The sequence below is a fragment of the Bacillus cereus group sp. Bce041 genome, assembly GCF_052646455.1.
The window spans coordinates 1-25,459 of the sequence record NZ_JBQXON010000020.1; the positions used below are offsets into that span (position 1 = coordinate 1).

The following is a 25,459-nucleotide window of genomic DNA, read 5'->3' on the forward strand; positions in this document are numbered from 1 at the left end:
ACTATAATAATGAACGGATTCAGAGGAAATTAGATAATATGTCACCTATAGCTTATAGGAAACATGTTATCTAGGTGTTTTTTCTTTGTCTCACCAAATGGGGCCAGACCACTGTATATTTCTACAAAAAGGATAGCGTTTTTTGATTATATGATTACATATTATCCATTATTAGCTGAAGCCTCTCCTGTATTCCCATCATTACTTGGTGACGGTGGCGTTCCATGGTCATCCTCATTGTTTGGTGGTATTGTATTCCCTTGGTCACTACCACTTTTTGGTGGCGCTGTATTTCCTTGGCCATTACCATTGTTTGGTGGTGTTGTATTCCCTTGGTCACTGCCACTTTTTGGCGGTGTTGTATTTCCTTGGCCATTACCATTGTTTGATGGTGTTGTATTCCCTTGGTCACTGCCACTTTTTGGCGGCGTTTTATTTCCTTGGCCATTACCATTGTTTGGTGGTGTTGTATTTCCTTGGTCACTACCACTTTTTGGTTCACTTTGCTTTTTCTCTTCTAGTTTCTTTAATTCTTCTTGTTTCTTTTGCTTTTCTTTTTGCTTATTTTCACTCGGCTGTTCAGTCGTATTTTCTATTTTCGTATTTGGAGAAGAATCACGCTTCTCACCTTTAATACGTAATTCGCTACCTTCTTGAACTACACTGTTCGGCATTTTAAATTGTGACTTATCTGTAGCAAACTTACTCATCATTTCTTTAAAAATCAATTGAGCTATTTTCGTATTTTTACTACTAATGTAATCATCTTTACTATCCTTTGTATATCCGGTCCATACTGCCATCGTATATTGTGGTGTATAACCAGCAAACCAACTATCACGAGTTGCACTTTCTGGTAGATTATATTGTGCTATTTGTTCTAAAGAATAGTTTGTTGTACCTGTTTTACCCGCTATATCTAAAGAACCTATATTAGCTGTTGTACCTAATCCAGATGAAACAAAAGTACGAAGCATATCAGTAATCATATATGCTGTAGAATCCTTCATAACTCTTTTTGGCTTTTGCTCAAAACTTTTTAATTTACCATCTGAATAAATGACTTTCTTAACAAAATGTGGCCTCGTATACTTACCATTATTACCAAATGCCGCATAAGCACCTGCAATTTCATTCGGTGACGCTTCATTTGTACCAATCGCCGTTGATTCGGTCGGTGCTACATTAAATGTAATACCTAGCTTTTCAGAGAAACCTTTTGATCTATTAATTCCTACTTCTTTTGCAGTTTTTATTGCCGGGATATTTCGGGACGTCTTCAATGCATCACGCATTGTAATTGGTCCTAAATGCTTTCTATCTGCATTTCTAACTTCTTGTCCCGTTGAGTACTTAAATGGAGAGTCATCAATTTGATGGTAAGTAGCCCATTTTAAATATTCAATTGCAGGAGCGTAATCAAAAATTGGTTTCATCGTTGAACCTGCTGAGCGATTTAATTCAATTGCAATATTATGTCCTTTAAAAACAGCTTTATTTTCACCACGTCCACTACCAATTGCACGTACTTCTCCTGTTTTCGTATCCATAAATGTGAAAGCCCCTTGGAATTTCTCATTTGGATAATTAATAATATCTTTATTTAAAAGCTTGTCCGCAAAATCCTGTGCCTTTGGATCTAATGTTGTATAAATTTCTAAACCGTCAGATCCGATATTAACATCTGGCAACTCTTTTTCAACTTCTTTCACAACCGCATCCATAAAAGCTGGATAGGGCATTTCTTTTTGTTCAGTTGCTTTCTTAAGTCCTTCTGTTACTGGAACTTTTGATGCTTCTTCCATTTCTTTTTTTGTAATATAACCATGTCGATTCATTAATTTAAGTACAACATTTCTTCTTTCTGTTGCTTTTTTGATATTTTGTTCTTTCGTTGGATCATAGTTATTAGGAGCTTTCATTAAACCAGCAAGCATTGCAACTTCTGGTAGTGTTAAATCTTTTAATTCCTTACCATAGTAATTTTGGACTGCTGTTGCGATTCCGTATGAACGGTTACCTAAGTAAACTTTATTTAAATACATTTCTAAAATTTCATGTTTTGAATACTGTTGTTCTAGCTTATATGCTAAATATATTTCTTGCGCCTTTCTCTTTGATGTTTTTTCCATCGATAAGAAGTAATTTTTAATAACTTGCTGTGTAATCGTACTTCCACCTTGAGAGCCGTAATCCCCTTTTAGGCTGACTAGGGCTGCACGTGCAGTACCTTTATAGTCTACGCCACTGTGCTCGTAAAAACGAGCATCTTCTGTTGCTAAAAACGCATTTTCTACTAACTTAGGAATCTGATCATACATAATATTCGTTCGTTTTTCTTTTCCATATTCATATATCAATTTCCCATCTTTATCATAAATTTTTGAGGATAACGGATTAACAAGTTTTGCTTTCTCAAGTTTTGGAGCATCTTTGATCATAACGAAAAAGGTAGCAACTCCTGCGATTAACCCCACAATACCAAGTAATAAACAACTAACTAAAAACTTACGAAAAAACGATGTTTTACCTTTTGCTTTTTGTTTCTTAGCAGCAGGCTGTTTTTTCTTTTTAACTTGTCGTCGCTCCTCTCGAGAACGATAATTTTCTGACATGCTACTTTCTCCTGCCTTTCAATTCTCCTGTTGATTTACTTAAAATTATTGAAGCCACTTTAAGAAATATATTCATATTTAAAAAGTGTACTAAATAGACAATTTAAGTAATAAATTTGTTCCACTTTAAGATGAGAAAGAAATTTGAGCTTATCTGATAATGAAACAGAAACGATAATAGTGGCATAACTAAAAAAATGGAATTTCATAGAAAATCAATTTTTAGCTTGATGGGCATTTGGCTGTACCCCTTGTATAAGAGTTTGTTTTTAAACAAACTCTGTCTCAATAGTATCCTGATATTACAAAAAAGAACTAAGATGTTTCATCCTAGCTCTTTTTTAGCAATATCAACTTATTATATACATTCCTCAATCATTATTTTACTTCATTAGCAACAAAGAAATGCTCACATACACTTGAAATACGTTTTAAATCCACATTGCCACCTGAAATAACCGCTACTACTTTTTTACCCTGTACATATTTATCAACTTTTCCTGCAAGAAGAGCGGCTGTGGCTAATGCTCCCGCTCCTTCTACAACAGCCTTTCCGCGTTGCAATAAGTCTTTCATCGCTACTTCTAATTCTTCTTCTGATACAGTTACAATGTCATCTACTAGGTTTTTTACAATTTCAAAGGTTAAATTTCCAGGTATTTTAACTGCACAACCATCCGCTATTGTTGGGGCTTTATAATGTGATACAATTTCTCCAGCATCATAAGAAGCTTTCATACCGTGTACGTTTTCAGCTTGAACCCCAATAATATTAATGGAAGGATTAAATGATTTCAGTGCTACAGCAATCCCTGAAATAATTCCTCCTCCACCAATAGGTACAATAACAGTATCAACATCCCACATATCATCCAGAATATCTAACCCAATTGTCCCTTGGCCAGCCATTACTTCTACATCATCATATGGATGTAGGTATGTTTCGCCTGTTTCTTTTATAATTTCTTCACATTTCGCTTTTGCATCATCAAATGTATCACCGTATAAAATAACTTCAGAACCATATCCTCTCGTCGCATCCACTTTAGCTTGCGGTGCAGAGGTTGGCATCACAATTTTGCTTTTAATTTTAAGTAAATGAGAAGATAATGCAACACCCTGTGCATGATTTCCAGCTGAACAAGCGATTACACCACGTTCTTTTTCTTCATTTGTTAGTTGGGAAATTTTATTAAATGCACCACGAAACTTAAATGAACCCGTTAACTGCATGTTTTCCAACTTTAAATAAATTTCTCCACCGGTTTTACTGGTTAAATAGAAAGATTTAACCAAAGGCGTTTTTCTAGCATTTCCATCTAAAATTTTTTGTGCATTTTTTATATTCCCAATGTTGAGTGGTAAAATTTCATTACTCATATTAACACTTCTTTCAATGGCTTATAATCTAACTCTAGTGTTGCGCCTAAATTCTCATAAGTTATCGTACCCTTGTAAATATTTATCCCCGTTGCTAAAGCCGGTTTATTTTGGATTGCATTCTCTAATCCATTTTTAGCTATTTCTAGTAAATACTCAATATTTCCATTTGCTAAGGCCATAGTAGAAGTACGTGGAGTAGCACCAGGCATATTTGGTACTGCATAATGGATTACATCATGTTTAATAAATACAGGATTATCATGAGTTGTATAATGATCGACTGTCTCTACCGTACCACCTTGATCTATTGCAATATCCACAATGACACTTCCTGGCTTCATAGATTGAACCATATACTCTTTAACAATTTTAGGAGGGCGAGATCCTGGTATTAAAATTGTTGAAATAAATAAATCTGCTTCTTTAATCGTTCGCTCTAGATTTTCAGTATTAGATTCAATTATATTTACTTCTTCTGTTGCGTATTGCTTTCTTAAATATGCAATTCTTTCTTGATTAACCTCTAGGATTGTAACACTACATCCAATTCCAATTGCCATATCACAGGCATTAGTTGCAGCATTTCCTCCACCTAAAATAACTACATTTCCGGCAGGGATTCCCTCAATACCTGATAATAAGATCCCTTCTCCTTGATGTTGTTTTTCTAAATAATATGCTCCCATAAATACAGCACGACGCCCAGCAATTGCACTCATTGGCTTTAATAATGTCAAAACACCATCTTCGCTAATTGTTTCTCCTGCAATTGCAGTAGTACCAGCATTTCTCATTGCTTCTACGCATTCTTTCGACGCAGCCAAATGTAAAAAACCCCAGATTATAAGATCTTTTTTAAAGTAACGATATTCTTCAGGTAATGGTTCTTTTACTTTAACTACCATATCAACTTCCCAAGCTTCTCCTTGTGCTACTAAATTTGCACCTGCGCCTGTATATTCATCATTTGTATATCCTGATCCAATACCTGCATCTTTTTCTACTAAGATTTGATGCCCTTCTTCAACTAACTTCCGAACATTTTCAGGGGTCATTCCTACACGTGCTTCTCCCTTTTTTATCTCTTTAACTACTCCAATTCTCACTTCTAACACATCCTTTTATAAGCAATATAATACCTAGGATTAAAAAATTAATACGTGAATTTACCAAACTTATTATGTCCATTCATGTTATTTTTATCGCCTAACTAGCTTTTAAGGTAGAAAACATTCAATATCAATTATTGTTATAAGGATTTGTAAACATTTTTCGAAATTCCAGGTAATATTCCTCCTACCAAAAGTATGTGGAATTGATTCGGTGACTAAAGAGACGATGCGCCGAAAGTAACTATGTTCCTGGAAAGTTAACAAACGCTACTTAAGAACGCCTAATCAAGCGATTCTATCAAATAAAAGATACTGGTTAATATTAATTATCATATGTTATTGATGAGAGGCGAATCGTTAATAAATAAATTCCGAAAAATACTTCTATTATTACTAAAGCTTTTTAACCATTTAGTGTTATAGAGATACCACTAAGGAATGTATATACTGAAATTGTTGCGATATCAGCATTGCTACTTGTATTAATAACCGAAACTGTATTAGAATTCACATTGGCAAAATAATATATGAACTAATTCAGTCAATGATGACCTCATAAACGTAGATGTAAATTAAGAAACCGCTTTAGAGAAAAAATCCCTGATTAGGGATTTTTACTGTGCTTTTACAGCAAGGCTATTCAAGAATTTACTAATTGAAGAAGCTTGAAAAATACGTAGGTTAAAAGAGCTGATATTATAATACTTTTCAGTAATTATAAGTATTGATGGAAAGAATTTAGATTCTTTTGGCTGCCAAGATTCGTTATGCCATTCCTGACTATGGAAGTATAATTCATACCTATTTATTTTATCTTGCATAACTTTTTTGCTGTAAACTGACCTCTGGACTTCAATGAAGAATGGAGATCTACGCCAAATTGTAAATGCATCAGGTTCCATGAATTCTTTACCGTACTTTGGCTCCACTTTAAACAGTTTAGGTTTTTCATAATAGAGAAGCTGTTTATACACATCTACTATGCCAAGAAAGTGGGGAATCTTTTGACTAGTTTTGCGAAGTGTGCTGGATTGAGGGAAGTAAATGTATGGCTGTTGCGAGATATTGGCATCCACATGACCATCTCTTCTTAATCGCTTCATCACTGTATTACAGCATGTCACCGCGTTCTTTAATCCTTGAAAATGCAAATCAATAATGTCATCACGAGACATGCATCTAAAACGTTTCAAATTGTTTAGTATGGCTTTGTCTCTATTCCTCATAATCTAACACCCCGAATAATTGATTTTCTTCTTGTGGTGGGTTTTGCAACTTTATATTCTCTTTCGGAACACGATAAGGTTCAACTATCTTCTTGGCTTTACTTAATTCTAAAAAAGGAGATTGTACTTTCTTTAATCCATTTAACTTTAATATCATTTGGCCAGATTGCTCCAAGCGTTCTGAACCAGGAGTACCCATAATATTACTGTTAATTGTACTATCACATTTAAAGCCCATTCTAACCGTCATATTGAGCTTTAACTTACCATCCAACACTTTTGCATCAGGGCGTTGCATACTTAGCATTAAAAAAACTCCAAGTGCCCTTCCGACTGCCGATATTTTTTCAACTATAGACATACATTCTTTTTCATCTTGCAACATGACCACTTCGTCGATAGCAAGTAAGATATATGGTTTCTGATTATCAGGATTTAATTTGTTGCATTCGTCAATATGATCTACTTCATACTCTTCCATCAATTTTCTACGTTCGCGTATTTCCTTCCACACTTTCTGCAGCATAATCTTCATTTCGATTTCTTCCATGCAAACCTCTTTTACGTGTTTCACCCTTCGCAAGAAATGAAATTCGGAATTCTTCAAATCGCCCAGGTACAAATGTAATTTATCAGGAGACATATATTGAATGAGTGTAGACAGTACAACGCGTACCATACTACTTTTTCCGCTCCCTGTCTCTCCTGCGATTAGAAGATGCGGCGTGTTTGAAGCAATCATGTCATACGTAATCATATTTCCAAATTGGTCACGCCCTACAATTACGGGAAGATGATGTTGTATAAGTAATGGCTGCCACTTCTTATAACTGTAATTGTATGCTTGTAGCCCAGCATCCGAATGAAACACATTAAGTACAAACCTTTTAATATCACCTTCAATTGCTACATTACGCCCTAATATTTGTTGAAAGCAAAACCACTTCTTTTCAATGGTTTTCGGATCTAATCCGTTTGGAATGGTAAATATGTATCGAACCTTTTCTTTCGAGGAAGAAATGTCATGTATCTTCGGGTAAATGGGTACTTTCCCACCTCGTGTTTGATGATCTACATATAAACCTGCCTTTACAAACACCTCTATAAGTCGATTCTTCAAAGTTTGTTTATGAAGCCAATCCTTTAAAATCCCCATGTAATTTCCTCCTTAAAACATCACCACAATTTGAATGAATACATAACCAATGAAACAAACTCCACCTATCCTTATTCCATGATATATTCCATCGCTTACAAGTTTCGCTGCTGCAACATAATCGTTTTTTACAAGATGCTTTTCTAACAGCGCCCCTCCAATTGTCGTTACTCCTAAAGCTCCTAAAGAGATAAATGTAGTTAACATATAAATTTCCCCTTTATAAACAGAATTTTGAATGTAAATGATACATGGGCTTACAAACTTAGAAGTTTGGTAGAGGTATCTTGATAGCTACTTTGGTAGCAACCTTGATACATCTTATTGTGAATAGCTTGTACAATATGCAAATTTTTCTGTGCAATTGCGTATAGTTTTTTGCATTTTGGACAAGGATGATTAAAAAAGATTATGGAGGAGATTAACGTGTGGGGTAGAGGTATTGGGAGACATAGAACAAAGCTAGCTAAATTTTTAGCTAGCTACAATTACTCAATTCAGGATTTTTCTAAAGCTAGTAAGGTAAACAGAAATACATTAGGCCAACTGTGTAATGACAAGGATTATGTGCCATCACCAAATACAATGCAGAAAATAATGAAGATAGTTAGAAAACATGATTCTCGAAAACAAGTAACTGACTTTTGGCATATATAAAGAGAATAATCTCTTTATATATTATTCTTTATGCAAGCTTGATATCGATTTTTATAGGGATACTGTAGCGATTCCTTATAGGCATTTCCTTACTGCCCTCTCGTTCTCCAATGAATCTTAATTTATTTTTGGTAGTGGAAGATTGTTTTCTTTTATTAAATCATAAATAAATTTTTCTAGTACACTTTCAGCTGCTTCTCGCATTTGATTTGATGTTGAATCATTAAACACCTTTTCTATCTCTCTAAGTAGTTGTTTTAAAGAATGATTGTCCTTGCTATTTTCCAGGAATTCCTCACCTAACCCTTGAACAAATGTACTAATAACAATTACCTTTTCCAATTTAGTTAGTTCCATCTCTATGCCTCCTAATCAGATTATCATTCTCATCTAACATGATATCTCCCCTAATTAATAAAGAATTACCAAAAGTCTTGGTGTTATGACAAGATATGCATAGATATTTTCGAATCTCATGATTTAAGGGTTATATATTTCCTGTGGCCTAATCTTAACGATATGCCCAGGAACTTCACTAAATCGTATAATTTTCATAATAGACAAGTAAAAGTCTCTAAAAGGATTCTTTTAAATTCAAATCACACGTTTGTTAGGATCTATAAATCCACATTTGAGGTAAATAGTGGATGTATAGATCCGTATTTTTGGACAAATTTACCGGCTGAATTAACAGAAACTTTGTGTTACTCTGAACTTGTTGAATATCCCAATACATTCAACAATGCTCAAAATTGCATATTTACTATGCAACCATCCACCCAGATACCTTAGTTAATACTTCTCCCTAATTGTCGTTATTGCTAAGGTATCTTTTTAGATGCCCTGTGTGCAGGGCTTTTTTCTCTCAGTGATAAAGCTATTTACCACTTGATATAATCAATTTTTTTAGTACACTTTCTTAACAAAATTCAGATTTGGTATTTTTACTACCATTTACTTTATATACAGATTTTAAGTTTTGAAGTTTTCCCCTTACAATTTTGAAATCTTCTGCTAAAATCTAAACATATTTTTGCGACCACTAAACTAATATATAAAAATTAAGTACAAGACTTTTATTTCATTTTAAATGGTTGCCATAAAGATAAGGCAAATATCCAAGTAGGATCTCCATTTCCTTGATAGCTTTGAACCGCTTCATAAAATTTCCCTTGATACTCTACTTTATCGCCCTTTGTATATGCCTTCTTTGGATCCCATTTTTCATAAGATACATTTTGATCTTTTGTTTTAATTGGAAGAATATCACTTTGAATCGATGTATTTCCAGCTGCATCTACAGCCCTCACTGCATATTTATATTCCTTATTAGCTGTTAAGTTTTGATCAGTAAACGTCGTTCCTTGTACCGTTTGAATCAATTGTCCATCACGTAACACTTGATATTCTTTTACACCCACATTGTCTGTAGAAGGATTCCATTTTAACTCTACACTGTTTGTTGTAACATCACTTGCATATAATCCTAATGGCTGTGTAGGAGCTTCTGTGTCCGGTTTAGGAATAACAATTTGATTGATTTTCTTCAGACCATCCTTTGTAACTTCATATATTACTTTTTTATCAAAGCTTTCTCGTTTATTATTATCTAAATTTGTTAATATTGCTCTCTCTGCACCTTCTAGGTGTGTAAGTTCAATAAAATTGCCCACTTTTACTGGGACTGTTTTTGATTCAGCATTTTGTTGGGTATTCCCATAAACCTCTTTGTTATATACCACTTTACCTGATGTATCTTGTACTTTAATACTTGCATACGTACTATCAAAATAATTGTGTGGTGTACCTGCTATTAAACTAACTTGCAATTCTTCTGTTGATTTATTTAAATCAAGTTTTGCAAATTCAAAATCTCCTATACCCTTCATCGACCATGCAAACCGATCCCCTTCTAAAATGTTTGGAGATTCATTTTTGATTTTCACCTTTTTTTCCACAGTTTGATCAAATATATCTGTTAATACAATTTTTGCATAAGTATTTGTTGGTAATGATATAGATTGACTGATTCCATTTTGATAAGATTTAATATCATTAATTACGTTAATCGGTTGGCCCGTCATATTTTCATTATTATAAATTTCAATTTTCCCCTTAAATTGAGGTGTACTACTATCTTTTAGTTGCCAAGATATATTTAATTTTTCATTTTCATAATACATAGACTTTACATCATAATCTAATTTTCCTATTTCAGGTTGGCTAGGTTGATTTAACGTAAATGTTTTTCCTGTTCCAATAGTTGATCGAGAGTCTCCCCCAGCCTTAAACCAAAGATATTCTGAAGTAGCTCCCCCATCCCAATTATTATTCAATGGCTCTTGCCCCTCTATCGATTGAGTATTCCAAGATATCCATTTTTTATCTGAGATATTTCTTCCATATCCATTTTTCACACGTGCCTCTCTTACATCTTGTCCATTACCAGCCCAATCTTCTTGAAACAGCGTTTGTCCGTAGTTAAATGTAACGTTAGGAACTGGAAAGTCCATAATCCCAATAAGCTTCCATTGGTTTTTTGAAACATCTTTTAACCACTGTCCAAATTTTGTATGTCCATTCTCTTGCCAAGAACGCATTGTCATGCGATACCAATTATAATTCTTCCAATCATATGTCGTCTGAATTTTAAGACCTGTTCCTTCTCCACCAAAATTACTTGCAACTGATGTAGGGGATACATATTCTGCTTTTATTGCTTCCTTAGAGGAAATAGGATCCCAAACTGCAAAGTGTAAAGTACGCTTTCCATTTTCATCAAAACCGCTTTGTTGTTGGAATCCAGCATACCCACCAGCTTCTCCCCCCTGGTTCCAGTTATGTACAGCCCAATATGTATAAGGAGCTGTTTGAACAGGAGACCAGTCTATACTAATAATGTCTGAAGAAACACTATTTTTAGGTGTAACATAAACTCCTGGAGCAGACGCCGCCTCTATGATAGAAATTGATGAGCCAAACATCGAAAACATCGTACTAGCTGCTGTAATTGCTAGGATTTTTTTGACGCCATTTCTTGTTCTTTGATTGAACATAATTTTCCCTCTCCTTCTTCGTTATTAATAACTATTTAAAATAATATCTCTCTATATACAATTGAACAAATTTCCTATGAATGTAGTACTATCTTAATAAAATGGATATATTTAATTTTACTTTCACTGTTATTTAATAGGAAATTGTAGTATTTTGTTGTAAATTTAAATTACATATCGCCAAATTCATCCTATTAAAAATATAAAAAATTCACAAAAATAAAAACATTCCAGTTATTTTTTAACATTTTTAAAGTACCCTCAGAAACGAAAATCATTTTTATAAAATAATATCGCTATATACTAGTATCAGCTAAAAAACCTCTTGCTTTTGCAAGAGGGTCTCACTTTACATTATTTTATTTCGGTATAAAGATAAATAAAAAACTGTCATTTGAATAAAGAAAACACTAAATACAATGTATAAGGGATATCCTGGAATATATATATTGAAAATAGGAGAAAGCACTAAAAATCCAACTGCGAAGATTAACACATACCAGAGTGAAACAAATGCTGTACGACAAGCTCTTTCAGTAATTAACTTTTCACGTTCGTCTTCTAGGGGAAACAATAGTGGATACATCAGATATGAAAGGGCGTTATATTTCTTCTTCTGTATTTTATAAAAAATTGTTATTACAATACCTATAACTAATAAAAATAAGACTGGTGTAATATTTAATGATACTTCAAAGGTTACTTTCTTAGCGTCAATAATATTGGCAAGTTCTATAATGCCGTAATAAAGTTCAATGAATACCCAACATGCTAATGCCATAATAAGTACATTAATCACATAAGAAATCATCAATCTATTCATCCTCTTCTTCCTCCTTATTTAATACAAACACTTCTTCCATCTTCAAATCAAACACATCACAAATTGACAATGCTAGTAATAATGAAGGGACGTAATCCCCTTTTTCAATTGCTGCGATCGTTTGCCTCGTCACTCCAACTTTTTCAGCTAATACACTTTGTGTGAAATTAAAGCGAGCTCTAATTTCCTTTACTTTGTTAAAAATAGTCAAGTTCACCACCTCTTAGCTTAAATGTATACCATAATTAACAAAATGTAAATCAGACTTAACATTTATTCCACTAAAAATCCAATTTTATAATAAGCGGTACCACCACACATTCATTGATTTAAAAATTGTATAGTGGTCCTAAAACAAAACGCAGATTGCGTGCTCTAAGGCTGAATTATCTGATATAGCAGTAAACTTCAAATACTCCCCACCTTCCAATAGAATCAATTAATAACGTGGAAAAATCGAGTGAACTCTTGCTGTTCGAGTCGTTTAGGTAACCGAAGCTCACAAGAAAAAGAAGGAACCATATTTAAATCTTAGGAAAGAGATAAACATTAGAAAAACTGTCATTAAAAATTCAAGTAAACTCTCTAAAAAGTTTTACAATCAAAGCAGAGAGACTTTGAAGCAGGAGGCACCAATTTATGAATCGAGTTGAACGTGAAGAGAAAACAATTAGCATTATGATTGATATGTATTGTAAAAACGAACATAAACAAAACACTATATGTGAAGAATGTCAAAAATTAAAAGATTATGCTTATTTTCGTTTATCAAAATGTCCATTTCAAGAAAAGAAACCAGCATGTCAAAATTGCAAAATTCATTGTTATAAACCAGATATGAAAGATTTAATTAAGGAAGTTATGAAAAAGAGCGGACCGAAAATGATTTTAAGACATCCATATTTCACGCTCATGCATGCTGTTGACACAATGAAGAAGTTTCCTGACTTACCAAAAAGAAAAAAGTGTAAATTGAGAAAAAAATCAAGAAATTATATTTATATTTTGGTTTTAAGCTATTGTTTCACATCAATTTAATGCAATTGTGTCTAAACGTACAATTTTCTTTTTTTGATATGGTGAATCCATTAAGCGGATTAATTAGGTATAAAATTAAATGTAGACTATTACTTTGGTATTTTTTTGTCTTTATTAAATATTTCGGTATGTGAAATTTTATGTTTCCTTGTTAAAAAAGCCCATATAGATCTTACACCTATGAGAGCTACCTAAGGGTATTTTGACTTTCGACTCCATTCTATTGTAACAGGCTTTCACCATACATGAGAAACATAATGAACCAAAAACAGACCATCATAATAAGAAATTCTTTAAACCCTTGCTGAAAACAAAATACAACCTTCTTCCATTCTACATACCCCTTTTCTCTACAACTTTTTATATGTTAAAACATAGATGAAAGAAACCTGCCCATTTCTTTTCCTGATGATCACTCATGACTTTGCACTTTGTTTTCTTTTGCCAATCAATACCTTTTATTTTACATACTTATGCTTGTTTCCCAGCATCACAAAACATAAACTCTTTAATTCTCTTGACCTTGCTTTATTAAAAATAGAAGATTGTTCATCACTTTATTGATTTTTCGATCCATTCTCTGTTCCCCCTCTTAACAATTTTATAACTAATAATCCATTTTATAAAGGAGCTTGTAAAATAGCCGTTTATAAAAGAACAAGTAAAATATAGTAAGGATTTTCAATATCATTCTTATATTTATACAATTTTATCGTCATTGTATACACCACATACTTTTAATTAAACTAAAAGTAATTAGATATTATTATATATACTATTTCATCTATAAATTTGTTGTAAAACTTTAAAAAATAAACAAGAGTTTTTTCTCTTCAGGGATACCTAGTCTTGTACGTCAAAGTTACAGCATTAAACAGGTATCTAATTCTGCTATCAACTATTGATTTAATAGGCTTTATAGACTTTTTCTTATTGTTAGGCCGGAATACTATTTGATATCTAACAAACCTTTGAATAAAAAACCTTACATAATTAAATGTTAGGACAGAATAGCATTTAATATTGGTTATACACTTAAAACTGAGGTATTCTAAATATACAGCAAATATAACAAAATATGACTGAATTCAATTTTAAGTTTTTATTAATTTTTAATTTCTTAAACATGATTTATTAAATCTAGTATGTTGTCTCTTTTTGTTGATTTTTAGGGAGACTTAGTATAACTACTAGAAGATTCCCTAATTTTTTACTTAATTAGATAAACTGTACTTCTATTTGTTGAATAGATACAATTAAATTTTATTTTTTTATTCCTTGAACCACTGCTACTACATAGTCTATATTTTGCTTCAATATATTATCTATTGCTTTAAGCATTTATTGGAAATCTTTCATGTTAACAATTATTTGATAGGCTAAGATTAAAGGGATGGAAATTCATAGTATTACATTTTTTACTTTTTTGAAGCAGGATTTGTATATTATTGTACCCATAATATATAAACTTTCATTGTCTATCCTTAAGGAAATCCGTCATTCTAACAGTTAATATGCAAAATTGTATAGTTGCATTGTATTGTATTCCTTTAAATCTAACAAAATAATATTAAATTCTTTCTTCCATTTATTTTTTCTTTTAATATATTTTAGTTTAAAGTATGATCGTCACACTAATAAATGCCTAAATCAATTGCCCCTTCCCTCCTATGTACATTTCATATCAAATTATAGATGTATATTATTCAAAAATCTGGCCCATACTAATACACATGAAACCTAAAACTGAGTTTTTAAAGCTATGTCTATTTAATATTTAAACAACACATTTAATCTCCGAATAACCCTCATTATTTCTCACATATAAAAACAACCTCATTTGAGATTCACAACCTAACAAATAATATCAGCACCTTTTAAAAATTCAAATACTACCTATACAAGCTTTTATACAAAAATAAAACGCTACTTTAACGCACAGCGTTCACATATAAATAAAGCTTTTCATTTGCTTTTAAGCATATGTAATATAAAAACCGTACTTAATTACTAATTCTATTAATGAAAGCTTTGATTCTATTGCAAATATCTAGTAAAATTCTTATATCAGCAACAAACTTCTAATATTAATAGTTAGTTTTAAAATAATCTCCTACGCACATTAATGTTGTATAAATACTTGTTCACTTCCAAGAATGAACGCTATTAGAACGAATAGCGTTTATTCTTGAAAAAACATTAACGCTAGATGTATAGACTGACTTAATATATAAGTATGTATACAAACAAACCGATATGAGTACAAATGATTAGATGGCTGCTTATAAAAATTTCTACTCTTAAAGGAAAGATCTTTTCAAGAACGAATCAATATCTAATACACAAATAATGGAGGTGTGAAGTTTGGAATATGGATATTTTGCACAAGAAGTAGCAAAACAACTAGATATAAACACCAATACACTTCGCAGATGGTCAATTGAACTAGAAAAAATGGAATATATATTTGAAAGAAATGAGCGTAATCAACGAATTTACTATGAGAATGATATAGATATCTTAAAGCAAATGAAAGAATACTTAAATCAAAACTGGAAACTAGAAGAAGCTGCAACAAGAAGCATGGAAAACACTGAAGAGAACGCTCAGAAAACGGATAGCGTTCATGAGGAAAATGAAGTTCAAGTAACGCTCAGAAAACGTTCAGAAAGTGATATTTTGATGATTCAAGAAAAATTTTCTCACATGCTTGAGCAACAAGATAAAATTGTACAACAAAACCAAGATATCATTAAATTGTTATTACAGGAACGCTCAGAAAAAGAAGACAAAGATCTACAGATTCAGTTATTACAAGAAAAACTGGATAAAGCAATTGAACTATTAAATGAAGATCGCCAAGAACAGCAAGATAACACCAAAAAAACGTTCATTCAACGTTTATTTAATTTAAATTAAATCAGATATACGTTTTTTATCAAATATATCTAATTGAGCAAAAAAAAAAGCGGTAGCTACCGCTTTTTTTTTTGCTCATCCTTACAACACGAATACGTAGTTTTGTAAAAAAATTCCTATGATATGTTTTTTCTCGTTTAATTTTGAAGAGTGTAGTTTTTTACAACTTGTGTTACTAATCCTAACTAGAATAAACAGCCTGTGATACATGATGCTATTATAAAGATTGATTAATTACATAAACTTTCTACTAAAATCACCAAAAAGCATCATGTCATTGGTAAAGAATACTTATAATTCAGTGGTATGCTCAAAAATAGAAAGCTTGTAAAAACGATTTGTGGCATGTCTTGGTCACAATTTCAAACAATTAGTTGTAATATCTAAAACATTTGCTTCTAGTCAATTATGTTCCAATTGCAACTATAAAAACATAGATGCTAAAAATCTAAACATTCGTGAGTAGGATTATCCTTATTGTGGCCCACATCATAATAGAGATCGTAACACAGCGCTCAATCTTAGAAATGAAGCCAACCGTAGGAACTATCGGGATAGCCTACTGAATTAGAAACCGTTTGGCTTCTGTACTTAGGTATCCATTACCTCAAGGATACTAAGTACTCAGTTGTCAAATATATTTTGCTTAACATATCTTATTGGACCTTTCTTATGGATTACAAAAACTCTCTATATCGCTAATAGAAACATGTTAATCCTTTTTCCTAAAATTAGTTAAGTGTTTACTTTGTCAATTTTTAGAGAAGATTGACAAATCCTCTAATTTCTTAACCACATAATAAACCTGTATAGGAAACTCCATGCTTTTTCTAGTCTTCTTTAATTCATTTTGCCAGACTAAATTTTTTCATATAAATGTCATCAATCACAGCATTCATTATTATTAAATCCTATGCGTTATAAACGCTATTATTAAAGGCCATATCTTTACTTCTAAAGTTACATTATGTCCTTAAAGGAAAACTACTATATTTATGCACTGAATCTCTAATGAACGCATAGCGTTCATTATTTACAAAACGTTAAATTAACGTTTTGTAAGCGCTCATATCATTTTTTTATTGTTTTAAAATACTTGCCATCTAATATCCTTACAGATCGTTTCAAGTTCAAAACACTAAACACAGAAAATTTTCCATTCTTTAATTTGTTAGGCCGCTATCACATAACTCCTAGGCCTTTTAGACGATTCGTATCGCTCTTATAATTTAAAGCTTTGCTAATAAGATATGTACCACAGGAAGAACACACCAATTAATGTCTATATTTCCGTAATCATACTTCGAACATAGTCAACTAACATCAACTATTTTTAATCTAGCAACTACTTTATTTCATACCACTTGCTTAAAATACTTTATGACATATATAGCATAGTCAGGGTCGTTATTATAACGTTCATTAATTAGTACAACATAGAAACATACAGCTTTATTATGGACTATTAATTGATACACCCTATCAGATTATATATTGCTTTAGTATAAATTGTATCCTTTAAACAACTCAGGATATTGATATTAAATAGGTAAACGCCAAAAAACGGGTAGTGTTCACATAAAAAAAACACTCAATAACACTTAAGTTAAAGAAGATTTTAGCATAATCACAACTACTTATCTCTTTGTCCTGCCTTATGGATTCCAAAGATACTTCATATATCTCCAGCCTACTTTAATAAATTTATCAGATTGTATTTGTTATATTAAGCTTAACATTAACTTAGGATAAATCTTAAGATTTGTAATAATAAAAAAGCACCATACCATCGCAGCGTTCATTATTACTAATTTATACGCGTTATCAACACTGTTAAATAAGACATATCTATCCTAAAGCAATATGATACGTTTAGATATAAATATATCTAAACGTATCATATTAATGAACCGGATTCCTTGTGAACGCTATGCGTTCACGTTTTACGAATCGTTAAATTAACGTTTCGTAAGCGTTCATTTTTTTATTCCTACAGTATTAAACATTTTGCGTCTCCAAACAACCTGTAAGGATGTTTGGAGACGCAAGATTACTAAATAAAAAGACACTCCATTTCTTATTTGTTAGGTGGCTATTCTCGTAATTCATATACTTTATAAATAAAATACTTCGTTCTTATGATTTAAACTTGTGTTAATACCTTTATCCATAATGTGTGTTATAAAAATGAAACTCTCATGAACATCTATAACACGGCTAAAATTAGGGGATTTCTTGAAATACGCCCTTGGAAGATTATGCTTTGCTTCTTGCAAGTTGATCCCTGTTTAAAGAATTTAATACGATATATTTTTACTTCATTTAGTTGAAATTGTTTTTATAACATTTAGTACTAGTTATAAAAACAATATATTATAATAATTAAATAATATATAGAATACTAATTTATATATATAAATATATATTATTTTTATCATTCAAATGGAACAAAACATCATATGAATACTTATTTTATTTATTCATACATCTGTTAGTTATAACGCTCTTTAAATAACTCCTAACGTTGTAGTTAAGGGATTAGTCGGTAAAATAACGGATAGCGTTCACGTGAAAATAAACACTAAAATAACACTTTGATAACGTTTAGATTCTCCAAGAATCCCGATACCTTAAAATATTCACTTAACCTTTATAGATTATAGTTAGGATTAATAATTTAAATTTATAACGTCTTCGATTTGGTAACATCATTTAAAAGCATAATTGCTTAAAAGTAGCATTCTCAAAATTATTGCATAAATTTTATCAATCTCTGACAAAGAACTATTTCCTCAAAAATGTGAACGTGGTAGGTGTATGCCAATTGACGTAAGCCCAAAATGCTTGGCTTGTTATCATATAATTGTAGATATTGCTTTTTATGAATTCTTAAGATAGGATGTTGGTTGCAGAAAACTAATTGCAATTGTAAACTATCGTCCTATGCTTGACGAAATTATGAAAAACAGGATAAAACAGTAATCTCATATATTAAATAGATCGCAATATTGTTAAGAGGTCACAGTTTCACATAAATAGTATTCTCATATTAAATACATCCTATACAAAAAAATGTTAGTAGTGTTAAAAATATTTTCTGAGGGTTTCATGACCGTTTTTATAACGTTCATGAAACCCTCAGTGTGTGATAGTAACTTTCTTTACACTCATAAATCCCATTATAAAATTTTTCTATTTTTTTATAATTATATTGTAAAGCTAGAAATGAATTGATTTATTTTTTTAGTTAATCCTTGATTAATATATCTATTATGGAATATGCCATAATAATGAACAATTCATTCGTAAAACCTCTAAAATAAGTGCCTAAAGCATGCGATTAAATACAACTATAACTTTCTCCTCATTACATTTTGCCTTCGACTCCAACGTTATTGAAATTATATCTAAGATACATCAAAAAATTATTGCCTTCTTTAGACTACATATGCCAGTTCAAAGTATCATTCGTTCTTCTGAAAAGAATACGTTTTGTTTTTATTAGCTAGTTTCTACTGTTGGAACAAATTTAGCTTTTTTATAAATAAAAAGACTTCTTTAATTCCTAATCCCACATCATTCTCAACAGAAGTACCAATTTTCATTAATTCTTTTATGTATCATCTAACAGTCGCACTAATTCATAGGCTTTGCAAACAGCGTTCCACTATAGATTATAGATATTTTTGTTTGATCACCTATTATAACCATACTTCCGTTCGTTTGTTTCTTTTGTAGAATTTTATTTTGTTTGGACTAGAGTAATTCATTTCAAAAAACATATGCTTATATCCATCGTACTTCTCTCCGGACTAAGATTTCTATCTTGAATCTCTTTATATAAAAAAGAAGATTCTTTTAAATTACACTCATATTATCTCTTTACCAAAGCTTCTGCTCTATCCATCAAAAACATCCAATTAATTAATATGCAACTAAAAATTGATTCAAGTAGGCCCCATTACAAAATAACAACGCCTAATTAACACTTCTAAAACATTCATATAATAAAACTATTGTATTTAATGTAACTTAAGAAACTTAAATATATAATTTTGGTTAAAAAATTTGATGTCTTACCATAAAAATTTAGAGTTAATTTCAAAAATAAAACAAGAGCAATAAAGGTTATTCATTATCTATTTAAATATCTTACTTTTAAACTTTAAGCCAGCATTCCTGCGATTCTCCGTGAACGCTATGCGTTCACGGAGAATCAATTACTACATTCCTACTATAAACAGTAAAAGTATACCAACCAATCAGTAGCCTAGATATATAACCAACCCTAAATCATATTATATTAGTTGCTTCAGAAAGAAGTTTTATTTTTTAAAGTATGTTACCAATGGATCTCCTAAAAAAACACCTTTTCAACATAGCTTTATATTGCCACTATGATCTAAGTATGTATGTAGAGACTACTTTGATATCTATGTGATTTTTTATATAGAAATACTTCAATTGAAATTCTTTACAGCCTATACAGACTTCTTTTTTTATTATTGAGCTCGAAAAATAAATTTATAGGTTTTATCATTACGTAAACCATTTTCTCTTTAAAACCACCTTTAAATGTTGCTATTACAATGTTTAACGCTTTAAAAACGCCTTGTGTTCATCTGCTAAGTTCGCCAGATAAACACCATAATAACGTTTGTTTAGCAAATATATATGAATCTGTAATTAATCCTGTTCAATTTTTATATTCAAATCAAATTTCATAGATTCTCTATTCTTTTAAAGGAGTGCTGCAGATACAAATAGAAAATATACAACAAAAATACATATTGTAACTTGATATGTAGAGAATTAATTTGCATACTACTTTTTTAGTCTTTTAGTTATAGTTATCATCAAAATACTCAAAAACAAACTTATATAATAGAGATTTCAGTTTAAAACCGTCTTTCAATGCGTTACTACACCAAAAAACATCTAATCTTCCAATCTCATTTCTTTTATCAGCTATTTGTTTATAAAAAACATTGAAATCGTTGATTTAAAGGGGTTTAACGCATTAATAACGCCTAGCGTTCACATAATATCAAACACCGAAATAACACCTTTATAACGTTTATTCGGCTAACCATTTTAACTATTCAAGTATGTATAAGTCATATTCGTAATTAATCTTATTTGCATTCTAATTTTCTTCCTCCTGATTAAAATGTATACCTCATTCCACTAGATATCCCTTGGATTCCCAAAATATATCATCAATAGTCTATCCGTAAACCATAGAAACAACATGATATTTTAAAAGGCATCTTCGACAAACGTATTCCTCCCACCAATAACGATTTTTATATTTCATGGATATTTAAAGGATATCTAATATATATCTAAAAATACAAAGGACCAGAAATATCCTGAAATAACCCAACCCATCTCGATTTATTATCTAGTTTATATTTATTTTATATCTATTTTATATTTTAATTATATTTTTTATTCATAAACCTTATAAAACCCTTGTTGTTAAAGGTTTTATAGATTATAATATATTTATTAGATATAAATTAGAAATAAATTTCATAGAGGTGATGTATAATGGCAAGTTTAAAAGGCAAAACTCTTCATATAGACATAGAAGGTGATATTGGGAACGATTCATTTAAAGGTTACATCAATGGTGAATACATAAAAATGAAAAATGTATATCAAAGTGTTTACTCAATGCCTAATGTTACAGAGACAAACATCCAAAAAAACGTAGTTAATTTAGTAGATAATATGTTCGTGAATATTGCTAGTAAATCAATTCGAAGATCCGGGATGTATTTCATTGGAAATCGTGCGATGTTAACAGGTAAAAACCCTAAAAACATGAACATTAAAGTCGGTCAAAAATACAATGATGATTTACCACTAATTAATATGCTAGGATTAATCGCAAACAAATCAGTTCAACTTGAATGGGAACGAACAGAACAACTGCCACAATCAATCAATGTGACTGTTGACCTTATTTCAGCTATCCCAGCAAGCCAATGGACACCCGTAAACGCTAAACATTTAGAACAACGTTTTACTAATTCAAATCATGTTGTAGTGGTTTATGTAGGAGAAGAGCAGGTAACGGTGAGCTTAACATTTAATAGTGCAAACATTACACAAGAGGGTGTTCCTCCGTTATTTGCAATTCTTGAAGGGGAAGAGGAGATGTTTACTGATTTCACTAAACTATATGCAAAAAAACTTGAAATCAAAAAAATTGACGGCTCCTTCTTTAAAAACAAAAAGATTTTACATTCTGATATTGGGGATGGAACAACTGAGTATATCTATACAGTTGGCGTGAATCCTGTAATTGATGCTTGTAGCGGTGAAAGACGTGGTGTCGGTCATGCTACAGAAGAAGCTGTAAAATTATTAAATCAAGAACGTGGCACAAACATTAAACGCCAACAATTCTCTCAGATTCTTCAAGATATAGATCATAAATACCATGAAGAGGCAACAACCCACTTTAATATTACAAAAGTGGAACAAGCTGAACTAATCCTAGAAGATACAGATGAAAAATATGTAAACAATACAGCCAGTGAAGCTGAAGTTTTATGTGTGTATGGTGGGGGAAGTATTACTTTTAAAGATGAATTATATAATCAATTATTAGAGTATTGTGAGCGAGTTGGAATGTACTTATTGTGGATTCCAGAGAAATACGCTGTAGATATGAATGCTAAGGGGATGCAAATTATCAAGAAAATTCTTTCTCGAAAAAAGGTGAAATAGTATGTCCGACAAAAAAAGAGAATCCTTCTTCTGGAACCTCAAGAAGATTGAGAATGAAGAATTCTTTAAATGGTTCGAGTCACAAAGCAATATAGCCGATTCTTTGTATAAACTTGTTTGCTATTTTATTGATAAACACGGATTACAAGACGTGGCTGATTATAAGATACAGCAACAAATGCAAAAAGAAATTTTACTTCAAGATAAAGACTTTTTAAATGATGTTAAGCGTATACTTTTAAATAATTCAAACCTTACTATTCAAAAAGAAAGCCAAGCAAATGAAGAAGAGGTAGCCGATTCAAATAGAATAATCTCATCTAATGAAAAAAATTCTACTTCTAAAGATACACATATAGAAAATGAATCAACAGCTGAAAAAGCGGTACTTAAAGATGAATATGAAGACCTGGATACAGCCAATTTATTTGGTAACTAACGTTATAAATCCATGATAAAAAAGAGTCCCTATTTTAGGGACTCTTTTTTATCATGGATTTAAGTTTTTCTACATCTTATCAATAATAATTTGTCTTTTATACCACTGATTTAATTTATCTTTAGCCGTGCCTGAAAGGCGTTTTGTTTTCTTATTATAAAACCTAGAAAGGGTAGGTTGTGATATACCTATTTCTTTTGAAAGTTCTCGCATTGTAATATTTTTATTCATATGGAAGAATGATATTTTTTCTCTAATTGAATTTTCATAATCATCCACATCTAAAGTGTTATTTTCTATTTTCACTGGAGACTCTTCTTGTATGATCTCTACTGTTTTTTTCTTCGCTATTTTTTCTATTGAATTCATTAATTCTTTCGGCGGTAAAATTATTATACCTAACTGAGCATAATAGTTCTTAAACCAATTCTTCTTTGTTAACATTTCCTCTTTTAAATCTTCACTGTACTCCCAATGTGATATTACCTTTTCCTTCTCTAAATCAATAAGAACATTTTCTAACTGTTCACGAATACGATTTGGCTTTTGATTTTGATTTATACCCATGACAGCCAGTAATCCCTTATCTCCTCCTATAGAGTAAGGCCTTTTTAAACTAGAGAACATTTGACGAATTCTCCATTGCCAAGTTAAATAACGAATCAATCTCTTATGATATTTATGTCTATAACTATTATATTCTAACGCTTTTTTTGATAATAGTGCCGTTGTACTACTAGAACCATATAAATAACTTGATAAGAAGCTCCCTGGCTTAATCCTGCAAGATTCTATCCCCATATATTCGTTAGTGTTAGTATCTCTCCAGAGTACCACAGAATCTAATACAAAAAGCCTCTTTATAACTTCTCGCTTTACTTCATAATGTTTACCTGCTTCAGCTCGATCATTTAATACAACTACCTCATTATCATCATTTAAATAGATAAAAATACTTGCTAAGGCAGCAATACGTTTGGCAACCTTTATTTTATCTTCTGCTCGATAATATTCTGTGTTATTAGCCTTTGCTTTAGGTATGCTACACATTTCTAATACCTGATTATATGAAAAATCTATGAATTCATCAGGAGACTTTGCCTCTTTTAACCACTGAATAGTAATTGCATCTAAACAGTCAGCAGTTAAATCATCCATATTACTCATTACACCATCAACCAATGTATTCCAACGAGCAGCTTCTTCAATATTTATTAATCTTAAATCTTCATCTTTATGTGAAGATAGTTGTGCAACTCCACTACTATCTTTCGTTTCAATTGGATAAGATTTCAACTTTGTATTTTCATCTTCTTCAAATTGATTCTTTGCTATGCCATCTCTTAATTTATAATAAACCGCAGAATTATTCACTTCATAGTAATTCTCGTGCTCTAAACTTGTATTAGATTCCTTTGGTTCCTGCACGGTTTCATTGTTAGCTCTTGAAAACTCTTGCTCCACAAATAATCCTATCGCCACATCAATTTCAATTTGGTAAGCTTCTATGTTGGTGAATATTTCCAAAGAGGAGATTCCCTTTTTTTGTTGCTGTTCAAGCCACTGTACAAGCATTGAAAATGATGGGGAAAAATAGTCCGAAGTTACGATCCTACTAGTATCTTCTTTAACTTCTAAGTAATAAGCATTCCATTTATACCACAATTGTTCATTATGTTTATAGATAGGTGCTGATATTACTAATGCATCTTTAAACAATTGTAGAACATTATCCATATACATCCTTCTCCTTATTTAATTTACAATTGAGAATGATTTAAACTTAAATCTATATAGCCTTATGATGTTCCTATTCATGAAAATAAAAAAGAATACAGTAAGTTCTATCCAACCATCCTTTAGTGATAATCTAGCACGTATGCTTATAACCACTTCTTTTACTGATTATACAAGACTGTATCCATTTGGAAAAGGTAAGACGTTATAAGAAACCTAATATTTTTCAAGGAATTAGCTGAAACATGAAATTCTTTTGCGATATCATGTCCCTTTTGATTAAACATGAAAAAGCTAGGTTATTCATGTTTAAAAATTGCCCTTGTATATATGGTAATACTCATTAAAGTTTGCATACAAATTGAAAATTTATAGCGGTATCATGTCCCTTTTGACTAAAACATGAAAAAATCCAGTCTTAAATGTTTCATGAAATTAAACTATATATTTTTTTCATAATCTTTTTTACCCTTGATACAAAAGGGTTTCTTCTATATTCAAGGTATGAAACAAGAAAATTTATAGCGGTATCATGTCCCTTTCTTGTTTCATAAATC

The 25,459-nt window shown here is 31.3% G+C and carries 17 protein-coding genes and 1 pseudogene; 7 read left to right on the top strand and 11 right to left on the bottom strand.

What is annotated here, in order from left to right:
* A partial coding sequence (locus tag ACUN13_RS29105) for an IS3 family transposase (RefSeq protein WP_411511861.1) occupies positions 1-74 on the top strand: 74 nt, incomplete at its 5' end.
* Positions 75-161: 87 nt separating this feature from the next.
* Here ACUN13_RS29105 and ACUN13_RS29110 read toward each other — a convergent pair.
* The 6 genes from ACUN13_RS29110 to ACUN13_RS29135 form a co-directional block, all read right to left on the bottom strand.
* A complete protein-coding gene (locus ACUN13_RS29110; protein WP_445424077.1) occupies positions 162-2,615 on the bottom strand; it encodes a PBP1A family penicillin-binding protein in 2,454 nt (817 codons plus the stop codon).
* Between the two features lie 378 nt (positions 2,616-2,993).
* Positions 2,994-3,995 (bottom strand): bifunctional threonine ammonia-lyase/L-serine ammonia-lyase TdcB, encoded by a 1,002-nt coding sequence (gene tdcB, locus ACUN13_RS29115; protein WP_341723354.1) that lies wholly within the window; start codon positions 3,993-3,995, stop codon positions 2,994-2,996.
* Positions 3,992-5,104, bottom strand: a complete 1,113-nt coding sequence (gene ald / locus ACUN13_RS29120) for an alanine dehydrogenase (protein WP_086422716.1) — start codon at positions 5,102-5,104, stop codon at positions 3,992-3,994. The genes tdcB and ald overlap by 4 nt, the downstream gene beginning before the upstream one ends.
* A 620-nt stretch (positions 5,105-5,724) precedes the next feature.
* Entirely contained in the window at positions 5,725-6,336 is a 612-nt protein-coding gene (locus ACUN13_RS29125; RefSeq protein WP_088346211.1) for a replication-relaxation family protein, read from the bottom strand.
* Positions 6,326-7,492: an FtsK/SpoIIIE domain-containing protein gene (locus ACUN13_RS29130; RefSeq protein WP_341723352.1), complete on the bottom strand. Its 1,167-nt coding sequence runs from the start codon at positions 7,490-7,492 to the stop codon at positions 6,326-6,328. The genes ACUN13_RS29125 and ACUN13_RS29130 overlap by 11 nt, the downstream gene beginning before the upstream one ends.
* 12 nt (positions 7,493-7,504) lie before the next feature.
* Complete coding sequence (locus ACUN13_RS29135) at positions 7,505-7,699, bottom strand: hypothetical protein (RefSeq protein WP_016513385.1); 195 nt, start codon at positions 7,697-7,699, stop codon at positions 7,505-7,507.
* Between the two features lie 204 nt (positions 7,700-7,903).
* Between ACUN13_RS29135 and ACUN13_RS29140 the strand changes: the two genes are divergently transcribed.
* Positions 7,904-8,149: a helix-turn-helix domain-containing protein gene (locus ACUN13_RS29140; RefSeq protein WP_043308935.1), complete on the top strand. Its 246-nt coding sequence runs from the start codon at positions 7,904-7,906 to the stop codon at positions 8,147-8,149.
* A gap of 117 nt (positions 8,150-8,266) precedes the next feature.
* On the opposite strand, the gene ACUN13_RS29145 is transcribed toward ACUN13_RS29140, so the two are convergent.
* The 4 genes from ACUN13_RS29145 to ACUN13_RS29160 all read right to left on the bottom strand — a co-directional run bounded on the left by ACUN13_RS29145 (position 8,267) and on the right by ACUN13_RS29160 (position 12,239).
* Entirely contained in the window at positions 8,267-8,506 is a 240-nt protein-coding gene (locus ACUN13_RS29145; protein WP_000424047.1) for a hypothetical protein, read from the bottom strand.
* A 719-nt stretch (positions 8,507-9,225) separates the two neighbouring features.
* Positions 9,226-11,205, bottom strand: a complete 1,980-nt coding sequence (locus ACUN13_RS29150; RefSeq protein WP_341723350.1) for a DUF3472 domain-containing protein — start codon at positions 11,203-11,205, stop codon at positions 9,226-9,228.
* Positions 11,206-11,554: 349 nt separating this feature from the next.
* Complete coding sequence (locus ACUN13_RS29155) at positions 11,555-12,028, bottom strand: DUF2178 domain-containing protein (RefSeq protein WP_098508748.1); 474 nt, start codon at positions 12,026-12,028, stop codon at positions 11,555-11,557.
* A complete protein-coding gene (locus ACUN13_RS29160; protein WP_000151822.1) occupies positions 12,021-12,239 on the bottom strand; it encodes a helix-turn-helix transcriptional regulator in 219 nt (72 codons plus the stop codon). Before ACUN13_RS29160 ends, ACUN13_RS29155 begins: the two co-directional genes overlap by 8 nt.
* Before the next feature lie 428 nt (positions 12,240-12,667).
* Between ACUN13_RS29160 and ACUN13_RS29165 the strand changes: the two genes are divergently transcribed.
* The 5 genes and pseudogenes from ACUN13_RS29165 to ACUN13_RS29185 all read left to right on the top strand — a co-directional run bounded on the left by ACUN13_RS29165 (position 12,668) and on the right by ACUN13_RS29185 (position 23,165).
* Complete coding sequence (locus ACUN13_RS29165) at positions 12,668-13,066, top strand: nitrous oxide-stimulated promoter family protein (protein WP_088346199.1); 399 nt, start codon at positions 12,668-12,670, stop codon at positions 13,064-13,066.
* 2,364 nt (positions 13,067-15,430) lie between these two features.
* The gene (locus tag ACUN13_RS29170) at positions 15,431-15,985 is read left to right on the top strand and encodes a MerR family transcriptional regulator (RefSeq protein WP_088346197.1); all 555 of its coding nucleotides are present in this window, start codon (positions 15,431-15,433) and stop codon (positions 15,983-15,985) included.
* Positions 15,986-16,219: 234 nt separating this feature from the next.
* Positions 16,220-16,556, top strand: a pseudogene (locus ACUN13_RS29175) (zinc ribbon domain-containing protein); the annotation flags it as partial.
* 4,982 nt (positions 16,557-21,538) lie between these two features.
* Entirely contained in the window at positions 21,539-22,726 is a 1,188-nt protein-coding gene (locus ACUN13_RS29180; protein ID WP_000157618.1) for a ParM/StbA family protein, read from the top strand.
* A 1-nt stretch (position 22,727) separates the two neighbouring features.
* Entirely contained in the window at positions 22,728-23,165 is a 438-nt protein-coding gene (locus tag ACUN13_RS29185) for a hypothetical protein (protein WP_061660634.1), read from the top strand.
* A 69-nt stretch (positions 23,166-23,234) separates the two neighbouring features.
* On the opposite strand, the gene ACUN13_RS29190 is transcribed toward ACUN13_RS29185, so the two are convergent.
* A complete protein-coding gene (locus tag ACUN13_RS29190; RefSeq protein WP_098023422.1) occupies positions 23,235-24,902 on the bottom strand; it encodes a helix-turn-helix domain-containing protein in 1,668 nt (555 codons plus the stop codon).
* Between the last annotated feature and the right edge of the window lie 557 nt (positions 24,903-25,459).